14 protein-coding genes and 7 tRNA genes are annotated in these 19,217 nt (G+C 56.8%); 16 read left to right on the top strand and 5 right to left on the bottom strand.

Annotation, left to right across the window (positions count from 1 at the left end; genetic code table 11):
• Positions 1-2: 2 nt before the first annotated feature.
• Together SVU69_03330 and SVU69_03325 are read right to left on the bottom strand one after the other, a co-directional pair.
• Entirely contained in the window at positions 3-719 is a 717-nt protein-coding gene (locus SVU69_03330) for a UDP-2,3-diacylglucosamine diphosphatase (protein ID MDY6942025.1), read from the bottom strand.
• 15 nt (positions 720-734) lie between these two features.
• Positions 735-1,325 (bottom strand): peptidylprolyl isomerase, encoded by a 591-nt coding sequence (locus SVU69_03325; protein ID MDY6942024.1) that lies wholly within the window; start codon positions 1,323-1,325, stop codon positions 735-737.
• A gap of 197 nt (positions 1,326-1,522) precedes the next feature.
• On the opposite strand from SVU69_03325, the gene gltX reads away from it, so the two are divergent.
• Both gltX and cysS read left to right on the top strand, forming a co-directional pair.
• The gene (gene gltX / locus SVU69_03320; protein MDY6942023.1) at positions 1,523-2,950 is read left to right on the top strand and encodes a glutamate--tRNA ligase; all 1,428 of its coding nucleotides are present in this window, start codon (positions 1,523-1,525) and stop codon (positions 2,948-2,950) included.
• Positions 2,951-3,031: 81 nt separating this feature from the next.
• On the top strand, positions 3,032-4,411 hold the full coding sequence (cysS, locus tag SVU69_03315) for a cysteine--tRNA ligase (protein ID MDY6942022.1): 1,380 nt from the start codon (positions 3,032-3,034) through the stop codon (positions 4,409-4,411).
• Between the two features lie 49 nt (positions 4,412-4,460).
• Here the strand turns inward: cysS and folD are convergent, their stop codons facing one another.
• The gene (folD, locus tag SVU69_03310) at positions 4,461-5,318 is read right to left on the bottom strand and encodes a bifunctional methylenetetrahydrofolate dehydrogenase/methenyltetrahydrofolate cyclohydrolase FolD (protein MDY6942021.1); all 858 of its coding nucleotides are present in this window, start codon (positions 5,316-5,318) and stop codon (positions 4,461-4,463) included.
• Between the two features lie 404 nt (positions 5,319-5,722).
• On the opposite strand from folD, the gene SVU69_03305 reads away from it, so the two are divergent.
• The 14 genes from SVU69_03305 (at position 5,723) to SVU69_03240 (ending at position 16,838) form a co-directional block, all read left to right on the top strand.
• Positions 5,723-5,799 (top strand) — tRNA-Pro (locus SVU69_03305).
• Between the two features lie 35 nt (positions 5,800-5,834).
• Positions 5,835-5,911, top strand: a tRNA-Arg gene (locus SVU69_03300).
• A gap of 57 nt (positions 5,912-5,968) precedes the next feature.
• Positions 5,969-6,044 (top strand) — tRNA-His (locus SVU69_03295).
• Positions 6,045-6,106: 62 nt separating this feature from the next.
• Positions 6,107-6,181, top strand: a tRNA-Lys gene (locus SVU69_03290).
• Between the two features lie 222 nt (positions 6,182-6,403).
• A tRNA-Leu gene (locus tag SVU69_03285) sits at positions 6,404-6,489 on the top strand.
• An 80-nt stretch (positions 6,490-6,569) separates the two neighbouring features.
• Positions 6,570-7,901, top strand: coding sequence for a trigger factor (tig, locus tag SVU69_03280; protein ID MDY6942020.1), 1,332 nt, complete (start codon positions 6,570-6,572; stop codon positions 7,899-7,901).
• Positions 7,898-8,545: an ATP-dependent Clp endopeptidase proteolytic subunit ClpP gene (gene clpP, locus SVU69_03275; protein ID MDY6942019.1), complete on the top strand. Its 648-nt coding sequence runs from the start codon at positions 7,898-7,900 to the stop codon at positions 8,543-8,545. The genes tig and clpP overlap by 4 nt, the downstream gene beginning before the upstream one ends.
• 114 nt (positions 8,546-8,659) lie before the next feature.
• Positions 8,660-9,943 (top strand): ATP-dependent Clp protease ATP-binding subunit ClpX, encoded by a 1,284-nt coding sequence (clpX, locus tag SVU69_03270; protein ID MDY6942018.1) that lies wholly within the window; start codon positions 8,660-8,662, stop codon positions 9,941-9,943.
• Positions 9,944-10,227: 284 nt separating this feature from the next.
• Positions 10,228-12,690 carry an endopeptidase La gene (gene lon, locus SVU69_03265; protein MDY6942017.1) on the top strand — a complete coding sequence of 821 codons (2,463 nt, stop codon included), beginning with the start codon at positions 10,228-10,230 and terminating at the stop codon, positions 12,688-12,690.
• Between the two features lie 242 nt (positions 12,691-12,932).
• Positions 12,933-13,238, top strand: coding sequence for an HU family DNA-binding protein (locus SVU69_03260; protein MDY6942016.1), 306 nt, complete (start codon positions 12,933-12,935; stop codon positions 13,236-13,238).
• Positions 13,239-13,250: 12 nt separating this feature from the next.
• Positions 13,251-13,326 (top strand) — tRNA-Val (locus SVU69_03255).
• A gap of 8 nt (positions 13,327-13,334) precedes the next feature.
• A tRNA-Asp gene (locus tag SVU69_03250) sits at positions 13,335-13,411 on the top strand.
• A gap of 203 nt (positions 13,412-13,614) precedes the next feature.
• On the top strand, positions 13,615-15,513 hold the full coding sequence (locus SVU69_03245) for a SurA N-terminal domain-containing protein (GenBank protein MDY6942015.1): 1,899 nt from the start codon (positions 13,615-13,617) through the stop codon (positions 15,511-15,513).
• Positions 15,514-15,545: 32 nt separating this feature from the next.
• A complete protein-coding gene (locus tag SVU69_03240) occupies positions 15,546-16,838 on the top strand; it encodes a dicarboxylate/amino acid:cation symporter (GenBank protein MDY6942014.1) in 1,293 nt (430 codons plus the stop codon).
• Between the two features lie 12 nt (positions 16,839-16,850).
• On the opposite strand, the gene SVU69_03235 is transcribed toward SVU69_03240, so the two are convergent.
• Together SVU69_03235 and SVU69_03230 are read right to left on the bottom strand one after the other, a co-directional pair.
• Entirely contained in the window at positions 16,851-17,630 is a 780-nt protein-coding gene (locus SVU69_03235; protein ID MDY6942013.1) for an enoyl-ACP reductase, read from the bottom strand.
• Positions 17,631-17,798: 168 nt separating this feature from the next.
• Positions 17,799-19,208, bottom strand: coding sequence for a LysM peptidoglycan-binding domain-containing protein (locus tag SVU69_03230; protein MDY6942012.1), 1,410 nt, complete (start codon positions 19,206-19,208; stop codon positions 17,799-17,801).
• Positions 19,209-19,217 lie beyond the last annotated feature (9 nt).

The following is a 19,217-nucleotide window of genomic DNA, read 5'->3' as shown; positions in this document are numbered from 1 at the left end:
GCTTATCGCGTCTCCAAATGACCGCCCGTTTCATCGTATCGCAGCACGCTTGCCTGCTGAAACCAATCACCGAGCACAATGCGCCGACACGCTTGGCGATCCATGTCCAAGGTGTGGATCGCCGGCCGGTGGGTATGGCCGTGAATCATGGTGTTGACACCAAAGCGGCGGAAACATGCGCGGACCGCGTCGTCGTTCACGTCCATAATCGCCATGGGCTTTTGGGCCACCGACTGCGCAGTACGCCGGCGGATCTTGGCCACCGTATCCTTTCGCATTTTTGCGGGCAGCCTCAGGAAAAGTCGCTGCAGCCACCGCTGGTGAACGACGCGTCGAAATCGTTGGTAGGCGACATCGTCGGTGCACAAACTGTCTCCATGTAACAGCACAACGCGCGTGCCGTACAAGTCGACGACCGTGGGATCCAGTAGGGTTTTTATGCCATAGCGCTGCAGGACGGCTGGTGTGATCAAAAAGTCTCGATTGCCGGCCATGAAGTAGACAGGTATACCGGACGCACGCAAGGCTCCGAGGGCGTCCAGCGTTTCCAGATCATCGGCCGAGGCGGCATCGTCACCCGCCCAGAACTCGAAAAGATCGCCAAGAATGTAGAGCGCCTCTGCCTTGTGTGCTTCGCCTTCCAGTAATGTTCTGAAACGCGCGGTGATATCGGGCCGCTCGGGGCTCAGATGGAGGTCCGAAACGAACAGGGTCGGCATCGAGTTTCCGCTGCGCTACCGGAGGACTTCGACGCGCTCGATAATGACATCCTGCAGGGGAACATCGTCGGCGCCGCCGCGCGTTCCGGTCGGTTGTTTGGCGATTTTCATCACCACATCCATGCCCGAGGTCACCTCACCGAAAACGCAATACCCCCAACCTTGGCCTTGGGGGAAGCGGTGATCCAGAAACAGGTTGTCTTTCACGTTGATGAAGAACTGGGATGTGGCGGAATGGGGCACGGATGTGCGCGCCATTGCGATCGTTCCGGTCACGTTCGATAGGCCGTTGTCGGCTTCATTGCGGATCGGGGGGCGGGTATCGCGCATTTTCATATCAGGCGTGAAGCCACCGCCCTGGATCATGAACCCGTCGATCACGCGATGGAACACTGTGCCGTCGTAGTGACCGCTTTCGGCGTAGGCGATGAAGTTCTCGACTGTGATGGGCGCTTTCCCGGCATCGAGGCTTAATTCGACGTTGCCTTGATTGGTCACGATACGCACGTGTCGTTGATGGTTCTCCGTTGCAGCGTCGTCCCCGTTGGCTGCGTTCGCTGCCGGTGCCGTCATCATCAACAGAAGTAGTGGAAAATTCATTAACATGGCCTGTATACCCCGTTCGGACAAGTGCGCCGTATGATACGGAGTTGGTTTCTCCTGGCCAAGTCGGCAGCTTGGTGCGCTTTGAGCCGATCGGGTAAACTCCGCCGGTCCGGGAGGGATCACCCTCGTGTACTCGTGGGCCAACGACGGCTTGGAAGAACGATGACTGTTGTGCGTATTCAGTTTAGGGGTAAGTCATGACGGGGTCAGAGGCAGCCGTAAAAACGCGTTTTGCGCCCAGCCCCACCGGCCGCATGCATGTCGGCAACGCCAGGACGGCCTTGTTTAACTATCTGTTCGCCCGTCATTTGGGGGGACGCTTTGTGCTCAGGATGGAAGATACTGATCCCGAGCGTAGCCAAGAGGTTTTCGTCCAGGCCCTGGAAGAGGATCTGCGTTGGATGGGCTTGGCGTGGGATGAAGGCCCCGACATTGACGGTGGGCACGGCCCTTACCGACAGTCCCAGCGTACGGCGCTGTACCAGGACTATTACCGGCGGCTCGACCAAGCAGGGCACACCTACCCCTGTTACTGCTCACCCCAGGAGTTGGCCTTATCCCGAAAGCGGCAGTTGGCGACCGGTCGGCCGCCGCGGTATGAAGGGACCTGTGCCCACTTGTCCGAGGCTGAGCGCCAGGCACGTTTGAGTTCGGGCCGCCAGCCGACCATTCGTTTTCGGGTGCCCGCGGGGGAGCAAATTCAGTTCGAAGATCTCGTCCGCGGTACGCAGGTTTTCGAAACCGATCATATTGGCGATTTCATTATTCGCCGCGCCGATGGGACCTTTGCATTTTTCTTTTGCAACGCGCTCGATGATGCCTTAATGGGGATTACCCATGTGCTGCGGGGGGAGGATCATTTGACCAATACCCCCCGCCAACAACTGATTTTAAACGCCCTGGCGTTGCCGATTCCGGGGTACGGCCACTTGCCGTTGATCGTGGGCGCCGATGGAGCCCCATTGTCCAAGCGAAACGGAAGCCGCAGCGTCGTGGAGTTACGCGAGGAAGGCTTTTTGGCGGTGGGGATCAACAATTACCTTTCGCGGCTGGGCCATCGTCTCGACGACGAGGCGCTGCTCGAGCCGGATTTATTGGCAAAAGCCTTTGATTTGGGCGCAATCGGTCGGTCTCCGTCGCGATTCGACGAGAACCATCTTCGTCATTGGCAGAAGTTGGCCGTAGCGGCGGTGGACGATGCAACCCTCGTGGCGTGGGCCGGTGACGCGCTGGCTCGGGTGCCCCCCCCGGCCCGACAGGCGTTTTTTGAAGTGGTTCGCCCCAATGCCACCTTTCCCGACGATATCGGGCAATGGGCTGACCTGATATACGGTCAACTCTCTGACTGGACGGCGGCCGGTGAGATATTAAAGGAAGCCGGCCCGGACTTTTTCCGAGCAGCGGTCGAGGCTCTGGACACTCACGGGTCCGACGCGAGTGCCTTGACGACCCATGTCAAAGCCGTCACCGGCAAACGGGGACGCTCGCTTTTCATGCCGCTACGGTTGGCCTTGACCATGCGGGAGGACGGCCCGGAGTTCCGGACGTTGCTGGCGTTGATTCCGGCTGAAGAAGTGCGCCGACGATTGGAAGCCTGCGCGCAAATCGCCGCTTCGGGTTCATGATTTCGCTCGGTGAGGGCCCATTGACGCCGCATGCGGGTAACGCTCCGCGCCACCGTTCACGGGCGGCGCTGAAGGATGAAAATGCTGAAGATTTACAACAGTTTGATCGGTGAAAAAACGCCGTTTGTGCCCATCGACCCCGCATCGGTTCGCATGTATGTGTGCGGCATGACAGTCTACGACTATTGCCATTTGGGGCATGCGAGGGTTTTGGTGGCCTTCGATGTGGTCGCGCGTTGGCTTCGTGCGTCCGGCTATCCTTTAACCTACGTTCGCAACGTCACCGATGTGGATGACAAAATCATCCAGCGGGCCCGGCAGGCGGAAGAAAGTTGCGATGCCCTGACGGGACGGTTCATCGCCGCGATGAACGAAGACGCGGCGGCTTTGGGTGTGCTGCCACCGGACGAGGAACCGAGGGCTACTCGGCACATGGGCGAGATCATCGCCATGATCGAAACCTTAGTGAACAAGGGTTACGCCTATGTCGGGTCCAACGGCGACGTTTTCTATGATGTGAGTCGTTTTGAATCATACGGCGAGTTGTCCGGCCGCCGGTTGGAAGACATGCTGGCCGGCGCCCGAGTGGATGTGGACCAGGCCAAAACGGATCCTTTGGATTTCGTGCTGTGGAAACTGGCTAAGCCGGGCGAGCCGTCTTGGTCTTCGCCTTGGGGCGATGGGCGGCCGGGTTGGCATATCGAGTGCTCTGCCATGTCCACCCATTGCCTGGGCAACCATTTCGATATCCATGGCGGCGGCATGGACCTGAAGTTTCCCCATCACGAGAACGAAATCGCCCAATCCGAAGCGGCCACCGGTGAAACCTTCGTCAACACCTGGATTCATGTGGGCTTCGTCCAGGTCAACGAAGAAAAAATGGCGAAATCCCTGGGCAACTTCGTGACCATCCGCGATGTCTTGGCTCGCTATCCGGCCGAAGCGCTGAGGTTTCTCATTCTGAGTAGCCACTACCGCAGTCCGCTCAACTACGCGGCGTCGCACTTGGAGTCCGCACAGCAAAGCCTGAAGCGTTTCTACGTGGCGCTTCGTGGTCTGCCCGAGTCGGAGCCCGAAACCGGTCGCTTCGCCGAGCTGTTCAAAGAAGCCATGGATGACGATTTCAATACGCCCCGCGCCATTTCTGTTTTGTTTGATATGGTTCACGAAGTCAATCGCTTGCGCGAGCTCGATCTGAAAGCCGCCGCCGCCTTGGCGGCGGGTCTGCGTCAGCTGGCGGAGCCGCTTGGGCTGCTCCGGAGCGAGCCGGACGCGTATCTCCAAAGTGGCCACGGCACGGACGGTTTGACCAGCGACGAAATCGACCAACTCATTCTGGCCCGGAGTCAGGCACGCATGGACAAAAACTGGGCTGAAGCGGATCGAATTCGGGATGAATTGGTTGCTAACGGCGTGGTTTTGGAAGATGGCGCTGAGGGCACCGTGTGGCGTCGCCAGTAACCGTTTGCTGGTTTCTCTGAAGCACTGTGCGATGGGAAAAGCCGGTTGGCTATGCGTTTTGCCTTAGGCGATAGGCATCCAGCGTGTTTTGAAGAAGCATCGCGACCGTCATGGGCCCCACGCCGCCTGGGACCGGTGTAATCCATGCAGCGCGCTCATAAGCACTTGCGAATCCAACGTCGCCCACCAGCTTTCCGGTTTCCGACCGGGAGATGCCCACATCGATCACGATCGCACCCGGTTTAATCCACTCGCCGTTCACCAAGCCGGGTTTGCCCACCGCTGCCACGACGATATCGCCTTGGCCGACGTGGTGAGCCAAGTCATTCGTGAAGCGGTGGCAGACCGTTGTGGTGGCGCCGGCCAGCAGTAGCTCAAGCGCCATGGGGCGACCGACGATATTGGATGCGCCCACCACCACGGCGTGACGACCCCTCACCGATTCCCCGGTCTGGTCCAGGAGTGCCATGACACCTCGTGGCGTGCACGGTCGAAGTAGGGGCTGACGCTGGGCGAGCCGTCCGACGTTATACGGATGAAACCCGTCGACGTCTTTGTTTGGGGATATTCGTTCCGTGACCAAGTTCTGCGGGATGTGATCGGGGAGAGGGAACTGGACCAAAATGCCGTCGATCGTCTCATCGGCGTTTAACTCGTCAATCAGTTGCAGCAGCGATTCCGCAGAGGTGTTCTGGGCGAGCTGATAGGGTTTGGACAGAAATCCGGCTTGCTCACAGGCCAGCCGTTTGTTTCGTACGTAGACCTCAGACGCCGGATCGTTGCCCACTAAGATGACGGCCAAGCCGGGCGGGCGGGCGCCTGCTTCGGTCAATGCTTTGATCGAGCTGGCGATCTGGGTGCGCAGATCGGTAGCCACGGCCTTTCCGTCTATCAGTTTTGCGGTCATCTGGATCCTGCTTTTAAAGGCTCAAGTGCCGAGTGACATGATTTTAAGTGCACGGTTGCGGGCGAATACGACATTGGTGGTATGACGAGGTTGCTCATTTGGCGGGCGGAATCTTGCCGACGGTGGTGGTCTCCGAAACATCACCTCGGCGATCAGGGGCCGGTTGGCCATTTCGGTCACGCGTTGCCGCCAAACCAATCGACGCTCCCGCCTCGGAACGGATTGTCTCGCGCGGCGGATTTTCGCACGGAGGCGGGGGGCGTCACAAGGCGGCCGGGTTGGAGCCCGCCCGATTGGCCCTCGTTGACCCTAAAAGAGTGGGCCGGTATCATTGCCCAGCTCAGTGAGGGCATCAAGGTAACCCTAATTCGCGACGAGCGGGGCAAGGCGGCCAATGCACGTATCGGGGTATAGCGCAGCCTGGTAGCGCACCTGCTTTGGGAGCAGGGAGTCGGGGGTTCAAATCCCTCTACCCCGACCAATTTCCGGCGAGTCTTAGGGTCATAATCGAAACAGGCGCCCGTAGCTCAATCGGATAGAGCATCGGCCTTCTAAGCCGAGGGTTGCAGGTTCGATTCCTGCCGGGCGCGCCAAATACGAGCTTTGGTCGCCTCAAAGTACGTGACGGTGGCAACTGAGATTTTCCAATGGTGGGCGTAGCTCAGCTGGTAGAGCTCCGGATTGTGACTCCGGCGGTCGTGGGTTCAAGTCCCATCGTCCACCCCATTTTATGCAAGGGCTTCGGCTTTCCAAGTGAGTCGGGGCCCGCGACAAAAACGACGCGATTTGGGCCGTTAGCTCAATGGTAGAGCAGCTGACTCTTAATCAGTAGGTTCGGGGTTCGAGTCCCTGACGGCCCACCATTTGTCGGATGCGATTTCGCGGCTTTTTCCGGTCCAACCTCACCCCACCGTTCGTATATAATTGCCAAACGACGACAAGCAGCAGCCGGCATCATGAATAGCCTGTTGCGCAGGCACGAGAAACGGTAAGCAAACCGCTGCTGGCCAGCGAACAGGGAGTGAGTGGTCCGCGGTCAGCCTAACTGCGGCCATCCCGGCTGTTTTTGTGTGAGAGTCTGTGTTGCGAAAGTGGCGGAATTGGTAGACGCGCTGGATTTAGGTTCCAGTGGGCAAAGCCCGTGAGAGTTCGAGTCTCTCCTTTCGCACCATTTTGAATGATTCAACTGGCAGTGGTGGGGTCGTCCACCCCTATATTTGAATTCTAAGTACTGATTTTCGAGGAATCGATATGCAAAGCACCGTTGAAGCCACCACCGGCTTGGAACGGCGGATATCCGTCCAAGTGCCTTCCGATGAGGTCGAGAAACGAATCGAAGACCGCCTTCGCTCGATGGGTCCTCAAGTTCGGATCAAGGGATTTCGGCCCGGCAAGGTGCCGGCGAAGGTGGTGCGGCAGCGTTTCGGCCAACAGGTGCGTGACGAGGTCGTCGGTGAGCTGGTTCAAAGCAGTTTCGCTGACGCTATCAGCGAACAGAAAATTCAGCCCGCCGGTGCGCCCCGTATCGAAACCCACAGCTTCGAACCGGGCCAGGATTTGGCCTACACCGCGTTGGTGGAGGTGCTGCCGGAAATCACCTTGAATGACTTCGACGGCGAGCAGATCGAGCGGCCTAAAGTCGCCATCACCGACGCCGATGTTGACAGTATGCTGGAACGGCTCCGGCATCAGCACGCCGACTGGGAAGAAGTCGAGCGAGCCGCGCAGAGCGGTGATCGCGTGGTGATCAATTTTGTAGGCACGATCGATGGTGAAGAATTCGAAGGTGGCCGGGCGGAAGATTTCTCCGTAGAAATTGGTCGTGGCCAGTTGCTCGAATCCTTCGAGAGCGGATTGGTCGGTGTTCAGCCGGGCGAGGCGACCTCGATCGAATTAACTTTTCCGGAAAACTATCAAGCAGAAGATTTGGCCGGAAAAGCAGCGGTGTTCGAAGTTCAGGTCAAAACCGTTTCGGCTTCCCGCCTTCCCGAGGTGGACGACGCGTTTGCGCAGACACTCGGTGTTTCAGACGGTGGTGTGGATAAATTGCGCGAGCAGTTAAAAGAAAGCATCGAGCGCGAAGCGGAACAGAACATCAAAAATCGAGTCAAAGAAGCGGTATTGGACCGGCTTTGTGAGAAGAACCCCATTGAACTCCCCAATGTCCTGGTCGATTCTGAAATTGGCCAGTTGCAGAAAGAGATGGCTGGCCAACTCGGCATGAGTGGCGATACACCGCCTGATTTGCCACGGGAGCTTTTTGAAGAGCGGGCCCGCAAACGGGTCGCTTTGGGCTTGTTGGTGGCCGAACTCGTTAAGGAAAATGAGTTCACTGTGGATCCAAAACGCGTCAACGAAACCATTGACACGATCGTCGGCGGACATGAACACGCGGAAATGCTGGCTCAAGCCTACCGCAACAGCCCTGAAGCCATGCGAAGTGTCCAGAGTATGGTCATGGAGGAACAAGTGGTCGACTGGCTGCTCGACCGCGCCGAGGTTATGGATGTGGATATGACCTTTGAACAACTTATTGGTGGCGGTTCGTCGGCTGGCGAGGGCGAGGAGGAAGCGGAGTCATGAGCGGGTATTCAAACGGTAACTCGGGTGTGACCCAGGCCAATCTTGTTCCCATGGTTGTTGAGCAGACGGCGCGGGGTGAACGGGCCTTCGATATCTATTCCCGTTTGCTGAAGGAACGCGTCGTTTTCTTGGTTGGGCAAGTTGAAGATCACATGGCCAACTTGGCTGTAGCTCAGCTACTATTTTTGGAGTCGGAGAACCCGGAAAAAGATATCCACATTTATATCAACTCGCCGGGTGGTTCAGTGACCGCCGGGCTGGCGATCTACGACACGATGCAGTTTGTCAAGCCGGATGTAAGCACCATTTGTGTTGGGCAAGCCGCCAGTATGGGGGCCGTGCTCCTTGCCGCCGGTGCGAAAGGTAAACGGTTTTGCCTGCCCCACTCCCGCATGATGATTCATCAACCGCTCGGCGGATTCCAAGGGCAAGCAACCGATATCGACATTCACGCCCGGGAAATTTTGTTGATTCGGGATCGACTGAATGGAATTCTTGCCAAACATACTGGCCAGGATATCAAAACCATCGAGCAGGATACCGACCGTGATCGCTTTCTCAGCGCAGAGCAGGCCATGGACTATGGTCTGGTGGACGCCGTTCTAACAGAGCGGACTCGTGCTGCTGCGGATAGTGTCGATTAAACGGTGCGTGTTCGGATCCCAAGGTTTCCGGAGCGTGACGGCCAGAACCCGAGTTGAAAAGGCGCGCGACGCTGGTATACCTTCTGAATTAAAGACGCTACGCGGGGTTAAATGATGACTGACGAGACACGTAGTCGGGGCGGCGATAACGGTAAACTGCTGTATTGCTCCTTCTGTGGCAAGAGTCAGCACGAAGTGCGGAAGTTGATAGCCGGACCTTCGGTATTTGTCTGTGATGAGTGCGTAGAACTTTGCAACGACATCATTCGTGAAGAACTCCAAGACAAGGCGAAAGATGAACGCAGCCGCTTGCCCAAGCCCAGAGAAATCAAGTCCATTCTAGACGAGTATGTGATTGGGCAGGAGTCGGCAAAAAAAATCCTCTCGGTCGCTGTTTACAATCATTACAAGCGTATCCAGGCACCGTCAGGCAAAGATAGCGTCGAACTTTCCAAGAGTAACATCCTGCTGATCGGGCCAACCGGATCGGGTAAGACCTTGCTTGCCGAAACGCTGGCGCGAATTCTCAATGTTCCGTTTACCATTGCCGATGCGACCACGTTGACAGAAGCTGGTTATGTCGGCGAAGACGTCGAGAATATCATTCAAAAACTGCTGCAAAAGTGTGATTACGAGGTCGAAAAAGCGCAGACCGGTATTGTCTACATCGATGAGATCGATAAGATTTCCCGAAAATCCGACAACCCTTCGATCACCCGTGACGTTTCAGGAGAGGGTGTGCAGCAAGCGCTGCTCAAGCTGATTGAAGGCACGGTCGCATCGGTTCCGCCCCAAGGTGGCCGTAAACATCCGCAACAAGAGTTCTTACAGGTCGACACGCGCAATATTCTGTTCATTTGTGGTGGGGCCTTCGCTGGGCTCGACAAAGTCATCAGCGGCCGAACCCGTACCGGCGGGATTGGTTTCGCGGCAGATATCAAAGGTCCGGAGGCTAACAGGAACCTGGGAGAGATACTGCATCAGGTCGAGCCCGAAGACCTGATTCGCTACGGGCTGATTCCGGAGTTTGTGGGCCGTTTGCCGGTTGTCGCGACGCTCGAAGAGCTGGATGAAGCCGCACTCGTACAGATTCTGACTGAACCGAAAAATGCGCTCACCAAACAGTATCGTAAACTGTTCGATATGGAGGGTTGCGAGCTGGAGTTTACGGACGAGGCTTTGAGAGCCTGTGCCCGCAAGGCAATGGAACGTAAAACCGGCGCGCGGGGTCTGCGGACGATTTTGGAGAATCTCTTGCTCGACACCATGTATGACCTGCCGTCCTTGGATAACGTCGCGAAAGTTGTGGTAGACGAGGGCGCCGTATTGGGCGAGACTGAACCTTACGTGATGTATCAGAATCAGGGAAAAGAGTCTCAGGCGGCCGCATCGGATTGAAATTGCCCATACGTGCCCGCACATTCTCCCTGGATCTATCGTTTTTATTGGGTGACGCGGGGACAGCAATTGCCAGTCCGTTTTTTGAGGTGGCCAGATCACTGCCTGCCTTTGATGAGTGACGCTCCGGTCCTCAGCCGACGATCGCCTGGTATGGCGAGATTCCCCCGACTTTCTCACAACCAACGAACGGCCATCGTCAGTTCGTGCGCAGACCTGCGGTTATTTGACGTGGGCGCGGTGTGAGGAATCGTCGGCCAAACGCATTTTGAGAGGAAGACGAGATGACGAGCGGTGAAAAGTCGATGAATTTAGAAGCGGGTGACGAGATGACTGCGCCCGTGTTGCCGTTGCGGGATGTCGTCGTCTATCCCCACATGGTCATTCCACTCTTTGTAGGGCGCGAGCGGTCGATCCAGGCCTTGGATGCCGCGATGAATGCCGATAAGAAAGTCCTTCTCGTGGCTCAGAAGAGTGCTGAAGTCGACGAGCCGGTATTGACCGATCTATACGATGTGGGAACCGAAGCGACGATACTGCAGATGCTGAAATTGCCCGATGGTACCGTCAAGGTTCTGGTAGAAGGGCTTCGCCGCGCTGAAGTCGTCGATCTGTCGGAAGACGGCAACTATATGTCGGGACGTTTCCGGCATTTATCGAGCTACGGCTATGGCGAGGACCGTGAGATTGAGGTTCTTGTCCGTTCGGTTCTCTCCCTCTGCGACCAATACGTGAAGCTCAACAAGAAAGTGCCACCAGAGGTTCTCAGTACGCTCTCGAGCATTGACGACCCTGGTCGTCTGGCCGATACCATCGCTGCCCACATGTCTCTCAAGATCGAGCAAAAGCAAGAGGTTCTGGAACTGCAGAACGTCAGCGATCGATTGGAGCGCATCATGGCGCTGATCGAAACTGAGATCGATCTGTTACAGATTGAAAAGCGTATTCGGGGTCGGGTGAAGGCTCAAATGGAGAAGAGCCAGCGTGAGTACTATCTCAATGAACAGATGAAAGCGATCCAGAAAGAAATTGGTGAGCTGGAGGATGTTCCCAGTAACGAGTTGGATGAACTTCAGCGCAAAGTGGAACAAGCAGGTATGCCGCCGGAAGTTCAGCAGAAGGCGGAGGCGGAACTCAACAAACTGCGCATGATGTCGCCCATGTCGGCGGAAGCGAGCGTGGTACGCAACTATGTGGAAGCATTGGCCAATGCCCCGTGGAAGAAAAAAACACGGGTTCGATCCGACCTTGCCCGCGCCGAGGCGGTCTTGAACCAGGACCACTACGGTTTGGACAAAGTGAAAGATCGCATTCTGGAATATCTCGCGGTGCAGAAGCGCGTCCGCAAACTTCGTGGTCCTATTTTGTGTCTCGTCGGGCCGCCAGGTGTCGGGAAGACGTCTTTGGGGCGGAGTATTGCCAAGGCGACCAACCGTAAATTCGTCCGCATGGCGCTCGGTGGGGTTCGGGATGAAGCGGAAATTCGCGGGCATCGGCGGACGTACATCGGGTCCATGCCGGGCAAGATCATTCAGAATGTCAGTCGGGTAGGCGTCAAAAATCCTCTGTTCCTGCTTGACGAAGTGGACAAGATGGCCATGGATTTTCGCGGGGATCCGGCCTCCGCCTTACTGGAAGTTCTTGATCCCGAACAGAACCACACGTTTAACGATCACTATCTCGAAGTGGACTTCGACTTATCCGATGTGATGTTCGTGGCAACTGCCAATACCCTTAATATCCCGCCTGCCTTGTTGGATCGAATGGAAATTATCCGGCTTCCGGGCTACATAGAAGAGGAAAAATTGAGCATCGCCCGCCGGTACTTGATTCCTAAGCAAATGAAGCAGAACGGTGTCGGCGAGAATGAATTGAACATTACCGATGAGGCGGTTCGAGCGATGATTCGGCTCTACACTCGGGAAGCCGGGGTGCGGAACTTGGAGCGGGAAATTGCCTCGGTGTGCCGAAAGGTGATTAAGGAATTGGCTTCCACAGCCAAGGGGCAGAAGGTCAAACTCCCGATTCTGATAGAATCTGAAAACCTTTCCGATTACTTGGGCGTGGAAAAGTATCGTTACGGCCTTGCCGAGGAAAAGGACCAGGTCGGGCATTGTACAGGCTTGGCGTGGACCGAGGTCGGCGGGGAACTCCTCACCATCGAGGCGGCTGTGGTGCCTGGCAAGGGCAAACTGATTCACACCGGTTCGTTGGGTGACGTGATGCGTGAGTCGATTCAAGCTGCGCTGACCGTTGTTCGTTCGCGTGCGGCTTCGTTGGGAATTGAAGAAGAATTCAACCAGAAATACGACATCCATCTTCACATGCCGGAGGGTGCTATTCCGAAGGATGGGCCGAGCGCTGGAATCGGTATGTGTACGGCTTTGGTGTCGGCGCTCACGGGCGTTCCTGTTCGTTCGACGGTGGCGATGACCGGTGAAATTACGCTTCGGGGAGAGGTCCTGCCGATTGGTGGTCTCAAGGAAAAACTGGTCGCGGCGCATCGGGGTGGCATCACGAAAGTCCTGATTCCTGAGGGGAACCGGAAAGATTTGACCGAAATCCCAAGCAACGTCACGGACGCTTTGGAAATCATACCGGTTAAGTGGATCGACCGAGTTTTGGAAACGGCATTGCAGCAAATTCCATTGCCCACTGCGAAATCCGAGCCGCCTTCGAGTAAGGCCGCACCGGCCAAGCAAGCGACGAAAAAGAACAAGCCCCGCGGCGGCGTCCATGCCCACTGAGGATATGTGCTTTGTTGACAGTATTTTTCGGCCCTTGGTATAACACGTCGAGCCGGTCCGTGGGCTTAGCGTTTGTTGCAATGGTTCAGACCGTCTTAGGGCTGCGGGTGAAGTAGGAAACGACTTCTGGCGGGGTGAAAGACAATAGCCTTCGTTACTGTTTCTACTATCTCTTGATATCGTGGTGAAGCGATAGGCAGCTGCTGATTTTAATCCCCGTGTCGCAACGTGCGGGTCGTAAACTGCTTAAGGACAAGTTAGGAGTATCTCGGACAATGAATAAGTCACAATTGATTGAGCAGATTGCTGAACAAGCGAATTTAACGAAAGCAGAAGCGAGCCGTGCTCTGGATGCTGTGGTGGATGGCATTACGGCGGCGTTGAAGAAGGGAGATCAGGTTTCTTTGGTTGGCTTCGGCACGTTCTCGGTGCGCGAGCGAGGCGAGCGCACGGGCCGTAATCCTCAAACCGGCGCACAGATCAAAATCAAGGCAAGCAAAAGCGCTGCATTTAAGGCTGGTAAAGCGCTCAAAGATTCCTTAAACTAACGCGCTTTCTGCGGGTGCTTAGCTCAGTTGGGAGAGCGTCGCCCTTACAAGGCGAATGTCGGGGGTTCAAGTCCCTCAGCACCCACCAGTGAGAATGGAGTGGTAGTTCAGTTGGTTAGAATACCGGCCTGTCACGCCGGGGGTCGCGGGTTCGAGTCCCGTCCACTCCGCCAGAATTCATGGGGCGCCTTCGAAATGAGGCGCCCTTTTTGTTGTGCGGGATTTTTCTTCTCCTGATTGCTATCTGACGTTCTTGGTTACCCAGATCCTTTGCTGTCGCGCAGTCGACTGATGACTCCCGCCGGACGGGGGTTAGGGTTCTCGGTAACTCGGAAGCACATCCCGACTCATCGAGATATCAGCCTGAGATTGCGTCATGCTTCAAGCCATTCGAGATCGAGCCAGCGGACTCATTACCGGAACCATTGTCGTCCTTATCTCACTGAGCTTCGCGCTGTGGGGAATCAACAGCTATTTCACCGGGCCGGGTGAAGCGGTTTTGGCCGAATCCCACGATTGGGAAATATCCCGAAGCGAGTTCGCGCGGGCCTATCAGCGGCAACTGCGGCAATTGCAAAATATGTACGGTGATGCCTTTCGGCCGGAGTTGATCAACGAGGATCTACTGAAACAGCAGGTGCTCGAGGCCCTGGTGACCGATGCGCTGTTGAACGGCCACATCGCGCGTGAGGGATTTGCGGTTTCATCAAGTCAGTTGGCGCAGCAAATCTATGAGATTCCCATATTCCAAGTGGATGGCCGATTTTCCTCCGAGCGTTACCAACAATGGGTGGCATCTCAAGGCTATACGACCATAGGTTTTGAGCAGGAGCTGCGTCAGGCCATTCGACGGGAGCAATTCAATGGAGGTATCGAGGCCACCTCAATGGCGACTGGCGCGGAGCTGACGACTTTCCTTGAATTGCAACAAGAACGCCGGGATGTCGTCCTTGTTCGCATCATCGGTTCCTATTTTGAGGCGCAGGCGTCCATTTCCGGTGAGGATGTCCAAACATACTTCGACGAGAATGGTGATCAGTTTGTGACCGAGGAGCGCGCCCAGATCGACTATGTTCAGCTTGATCCCGCGGAGATTGCTGCTGAAATCGAACTCGATGAAGCGATGCTGCGGTCGCGTTATCAAACCGAACAGCAACGCTTTGGTGCGCCGGAGCGCCGACGAATCCGCTACCTCCTGTTGCAGGAATCGCTCGGTGAGGAAAAAGCCCAAGCGGTTTTCTCTCAGGTGGACGACGCCTTAGCCCAGGGGCGCTCTTTCAGCGAAATTGTCGAGGGCTACTTGGAGGACAGCGACTCGAATATCGAGGGTGGCGATCTTGGATGGGTTGTCCCCGGTGTCTTGCCGGCCGCCCTGGATCCCGTGGCATTCGAACTGAATGTAGGTGAACTCGGCGGTCCTGTGATGACGGAATATGGTTTCCATATTGTGTTTGTTGAACAGATCGATGCACCGAAGACCGCCAGCTTTGAGGACGTTCGCGATGAGTTGGCGCGGGCGTATCGCCAGGAGTTAGCCCAGGAGCGGATACAGGACTACGCTGAGCGTTTGGACGCGATCAGCTTTGAGAACCCCGGTTCTCTGCAACCCGTATCCGATGAACTGGCGTTACCGATTCAGCGTTCTGACTGGATCAAGCGGGATTTCGGTACGGGTATCGGTGCCGATTCTGCTGTGCGGGAGGTGGTGTTTTCGCAGGAGCTCCTGGAGCTGGGGGTCAATAGCCCTATGGTGACGCTGGATGACGGCCGCTTGGTGGTATTTCGCTTGGCTGTCCATGAATCTCCCAAGCCGCTTCCGTTTGAGCGGGTGGCTGACCAAGTAGAACAGGCGGTCCGACAGCAGCGCGCCCAGGAATTGATGGACGCGACCTACGATCGTCTCCGGGAGGCTCTTAGAGAAGGAGCTGATCCGGACAGTCTGAGTCAGGACGGTGTCGAGGTCGAGGCCTTGGGTTGGATCGGGAGAGCCGCGAGCGACGCGGTTTCTCCTTCGATTGCACGCGCGGCGTTTGAGATTGTCGCGCCAAAACAGGGGCAGACAGCCCGCTTGCGTGTTCAATTGCCGGACGATCAAGGAATCGGAATCGTGATCGTCCGGGGGGTTGAAGCGGGTGATCCCGATTCAGTCGGAGCCGAAGCCCGGGAGGCGCTCCGTGCCCAACTCGCGCGGAGTGCTGCAGTGGCTGAGTTGGATGGCTACGTCCGAGATCTTCGTGCACGACAAGACGTTCAGGTTTACCCTGATCGCCTCTAGCAGCAGCGCTTGGCAGTGAGGGCGACAAAGTCATGAAGGTGAAGCTCGCTCTGCACTCGCAGATTTTTATTGCCCTCATACTTGCCGTGGCTGCTGGCACATTGAGCGGAACCGAAGCCGAAATACTCGGGATTCGGTGGCTATCCTTGTATGAGTTTCTGGGTACTTTGTTCCTCAATGCCCTCAAAATGCTCGTGGTCCCACTGATTGTTTCTTCCATCATCTGTGGCGTGATGAATCTTAGTGGTGGGGACAATTTGAGAAAGCTGGGGCTGTGGACCGTGACGTACTACCTCGGCACCGGACTGATCGCCGTGGCGATTGGAGTTGCGCTGGTCAATGTCATCGAACCCGGAATCGTAGACGGTCAGCCGGCACGCGAGGTGATCGGGCTGTCGGAAGACACCGCCACCGTCACCGAGCGGGTCCAGGGGCGAGACGCCGGTGATGTCGTCGCGATTTTTTTGAGGATGGTTCCGCCGAATATCGTCGCGGCCGCCGCCGAGGGGCAAATGCTCGGTTTGATTTTTTTTAGCTTGTTGTTCGGGTTTTTCATCAGCCGATTGGGTCGCGATGATCTTCGAACCGCTCAACGGAATTTCTGGCAGGGCCTGTACGAGATCATGATGAGGATCACCGATTTGGTGATCCGTTTTGCGCCCATCGGCGTGTTTGGTCTGGTGGCGGCGGTTGCGGCCAAGACGGGCATAAGCGCCATTCGCCCATTGGCCTGGTTTATGGTCACCGTGCTTTCGGCTCTGGCGGTCCACATGTTGGTTGTTCTTCCGGCCTGTTTGGTGGTGCTCGCCGGCGTGTCGCCGATTCGCCATTTCAAGGCTGTCGCGCCGGCGTTGTTGACGGCCTTTTCGACAAGTTCTTCTTCGGCCACGCTGCCGCTCACCTTGGAGTGCGTCGAAGAGCGGGCCGGGGTCTCGAACAAAACCAGCAGTTTTGTGCTTCCGCTGGGGGCAACCGTCAATATGGACGGAACAGCTTTGTTTGAATGCGTTGCCGCGCTATTTATCGCCCAGGCGTATGGCTTGTCACTGGGTCTAGGTGAGCAGTTTGCCATCCTGCTGACGGCGTTGTTGACGTCTATTGGCGTAGCCGGCATTCCCTCGGCCAGTTTAGTCGCTATCGCAGTCATACTGACCATGGTAGGCCTCCCATTGGAAGGCCTGGGGCTGATCCTGGCGGTCGATCGGATTTTGGACATGAGCCGCACTGCGGTCAACGTATTTGGCGACACCTGCGGCGCGGTGATCGTGGCCCGCTGGCGCGGCGAAACGAACGTGCTTCAGCCGCAACCAGCGTCGAGTGCTTGAGTCGGGTTCCCCTTATCCGACGATACCGAGGATGTTGTAGCCGGCATCGACGTAAGTGACCTCACCGGTTACACCCGATGCCAGATCCGAGCATAAAAATGCCGCGACGTTACCCACCTCATCGATGGTGACGTTTTTGCGCAGAGGCGCCGATTCTTCCGCGCGCGAGAGCATGCCTCGGAACCCGCTGATGCCGGCAGCGGCCAGGGTTTTGATCGGCCCGGCGGAAATCGCGTTGACGCGTATCCCTTCGGGACCGAGGTCTTGGGCGAGGAATCGGACACTGGCTTCCAGGCTGGCTTTCGCTGGCCCCATGACGTTGTAGTTGGGAATCGCGCGAACCGCGCCGGCATAGGTGAGAGTCAATAGCGAGCCGCCACGCCCTTTCATCATGGGATAGCCCGCTTGGGCCAAGGCGACGAAGCTATAGGCACTGATGTCGTGGGCGATGCGGAAACCTTCTCGCGTTGCCGAGTCGATGAATCGCCCTTCGAGTTGATCCCGCGGCGCAAATCCGACGGAATGAACGATCGTATCCAGCCCGTCCCAGTGTTTGCCCAGCGCGTCGAATACGTTCTGGATGTCGTCGTCGCTTGAGACATCACACGGAAAACACAACTCAGAACCACATTCCGCCGCCATGGCGATCACGCGGTCCTTCAGCTTGTCGCCTTGGTAAGTGAAAGCGAGTTCAGCACCTTCGCGGTGCATGGCTTTGGCGATACCCCAAGCAATCGATCGATTGCTGGCTACACCCACGATCAAAGCCCTTTTGCCGGCTAGAAAACCCATGCGGCGGTTCCTCTCTCACTGTTTGCGTGATCATCCAATGGGCGGTTCACCTGTGTTGGTCCGGCGAAACCGAGATCGCAGAACCTTAATTACAATTCCGGCGCTTTTCAAGCGAGGCGAGCATCAATGACTGGCGGCACTGCCGAAGCGGGTGGCGAGCTTGGTCACTCAAGAGCCGGATTGTGCCACCACGTCGATATGAATGACGAGTTTTTGGCCCGGATAAAGATACCGCTGCTGTAAATTGTTCCAAGCCCGTAGGTCTTTAACGGTTACGTTGAACCGATTGGCGATACGGTAGAGTGAATCGCCCTTGCGGACTCGATAGCGAATCGTTTGCAGGTGTTTGCGGTTTGTGGGCGACTGTGCCAGTGGTGCGTAGCTCAGAATTTTTAGGCTTTGACCGGGTTGGATGATGGTTTGAGGGTCTAGGTTGTTCCAGCGGGTCAGTGCTTCAGTGGTCACGCCGTGTCGGCGGGCGATTTGCCAGAGCGAGTCGCCGGATCGCACAGTGTAATTCACAGTTTTCTGGCTGGGCGTATTGCCTTGCCGGGCCGCCAGTGCCTGGTCACGCTCGGTGTGAGGATGGCCGCGCTTGGCCGGTGTTGGTAGCAATAAGTAGTCGCCCACCCGGATGCGCGACCCTGAAAGGTCGTTGATCTCTTGGATGACGGCTACGGTGGTGTGATGACGTTTCGCCAGTTGGCTTAAGGTATCGCCGGCGCGAACGTGATGTCGCTTCCAGCTGATTCGTTGATCCGGTCGCAGTTCTTTCAAACCGTCGGCCAGTTTTTCGCTGGAATCGATCGGAAGTAACAGGTGGTGGGGTCCAGCGGGGTCGGTGGCCCAGCGATTCAGCCCCGGATTGAAGGTGTAGATTTCCTCGAGAGGCACACCTGAGATCTCAGCGGCCAGTGCCAAATCAATCTGACCGTCCGTGTTGACGGTATCAACCTTGGCTTTGTTGGCGATGTCAGGAAGTTCGATGCCGAATTCGTCCGGGCGGGAGACCATTTCGCGAAAAGCCAGCAATCGCGGAACGTAGCGGCGAGTCTCTTCATACAGCGGCAGGCTCCAATAGTCCGTGGCACGCCCGCGTTCCTGCTGGCGTTTCATCATGCGGCTGACCGTGCCTTCTCCCGCGTTGTATGCGGCCAATGCCAGCAGCCAGTCGCCATCGAAGCGTTGAACCAGGTACTCCAGGTAGTCCAGGGCCGCCCGCGTGGACATTACCACGTCGCGGCGTCCGTCATACCACCAGCTTTGTTTGAGTCCCAAATGGGCGCCTGTCGACGGAATGAATTGCCACAAGCCCGCAGCTCGTCCGGAGGAGTAAGCGAGCGGATCAAAGCCACTTTCCACCGCCGGCAACAGCGCGATCTCCATCGGTAAGCCACGCTGTTGGATTTCCGCAACGATCAGATAAAGATAGGGTTCCGCGCGTGCCAGGATGGTCTCGACCGCACGGGCGGAATACGTCTCCAGCTCGTTTTGAATGCGCGCGTCATGTCCTTCCGGCAGTGCCATGCCGGAACGGATACGGCCCCAAAGATTCTCAGGCTCGGTGGGGGCTGGCAATGGCGTTTG

The sequence above is a fragment of the Pseudomonadota bacterium genome (assembly GCA_034189865.1).
Lineage (GTDB): Bacteria > Pseudomonadota > Gammaproteobacteria > UBA5335 > UBA5335 > JAXHTV01.
Note: the sequence above shows the minus strand (reverse complement) of the source record. Positions and strands in the feature narration are given on the sequence as shown.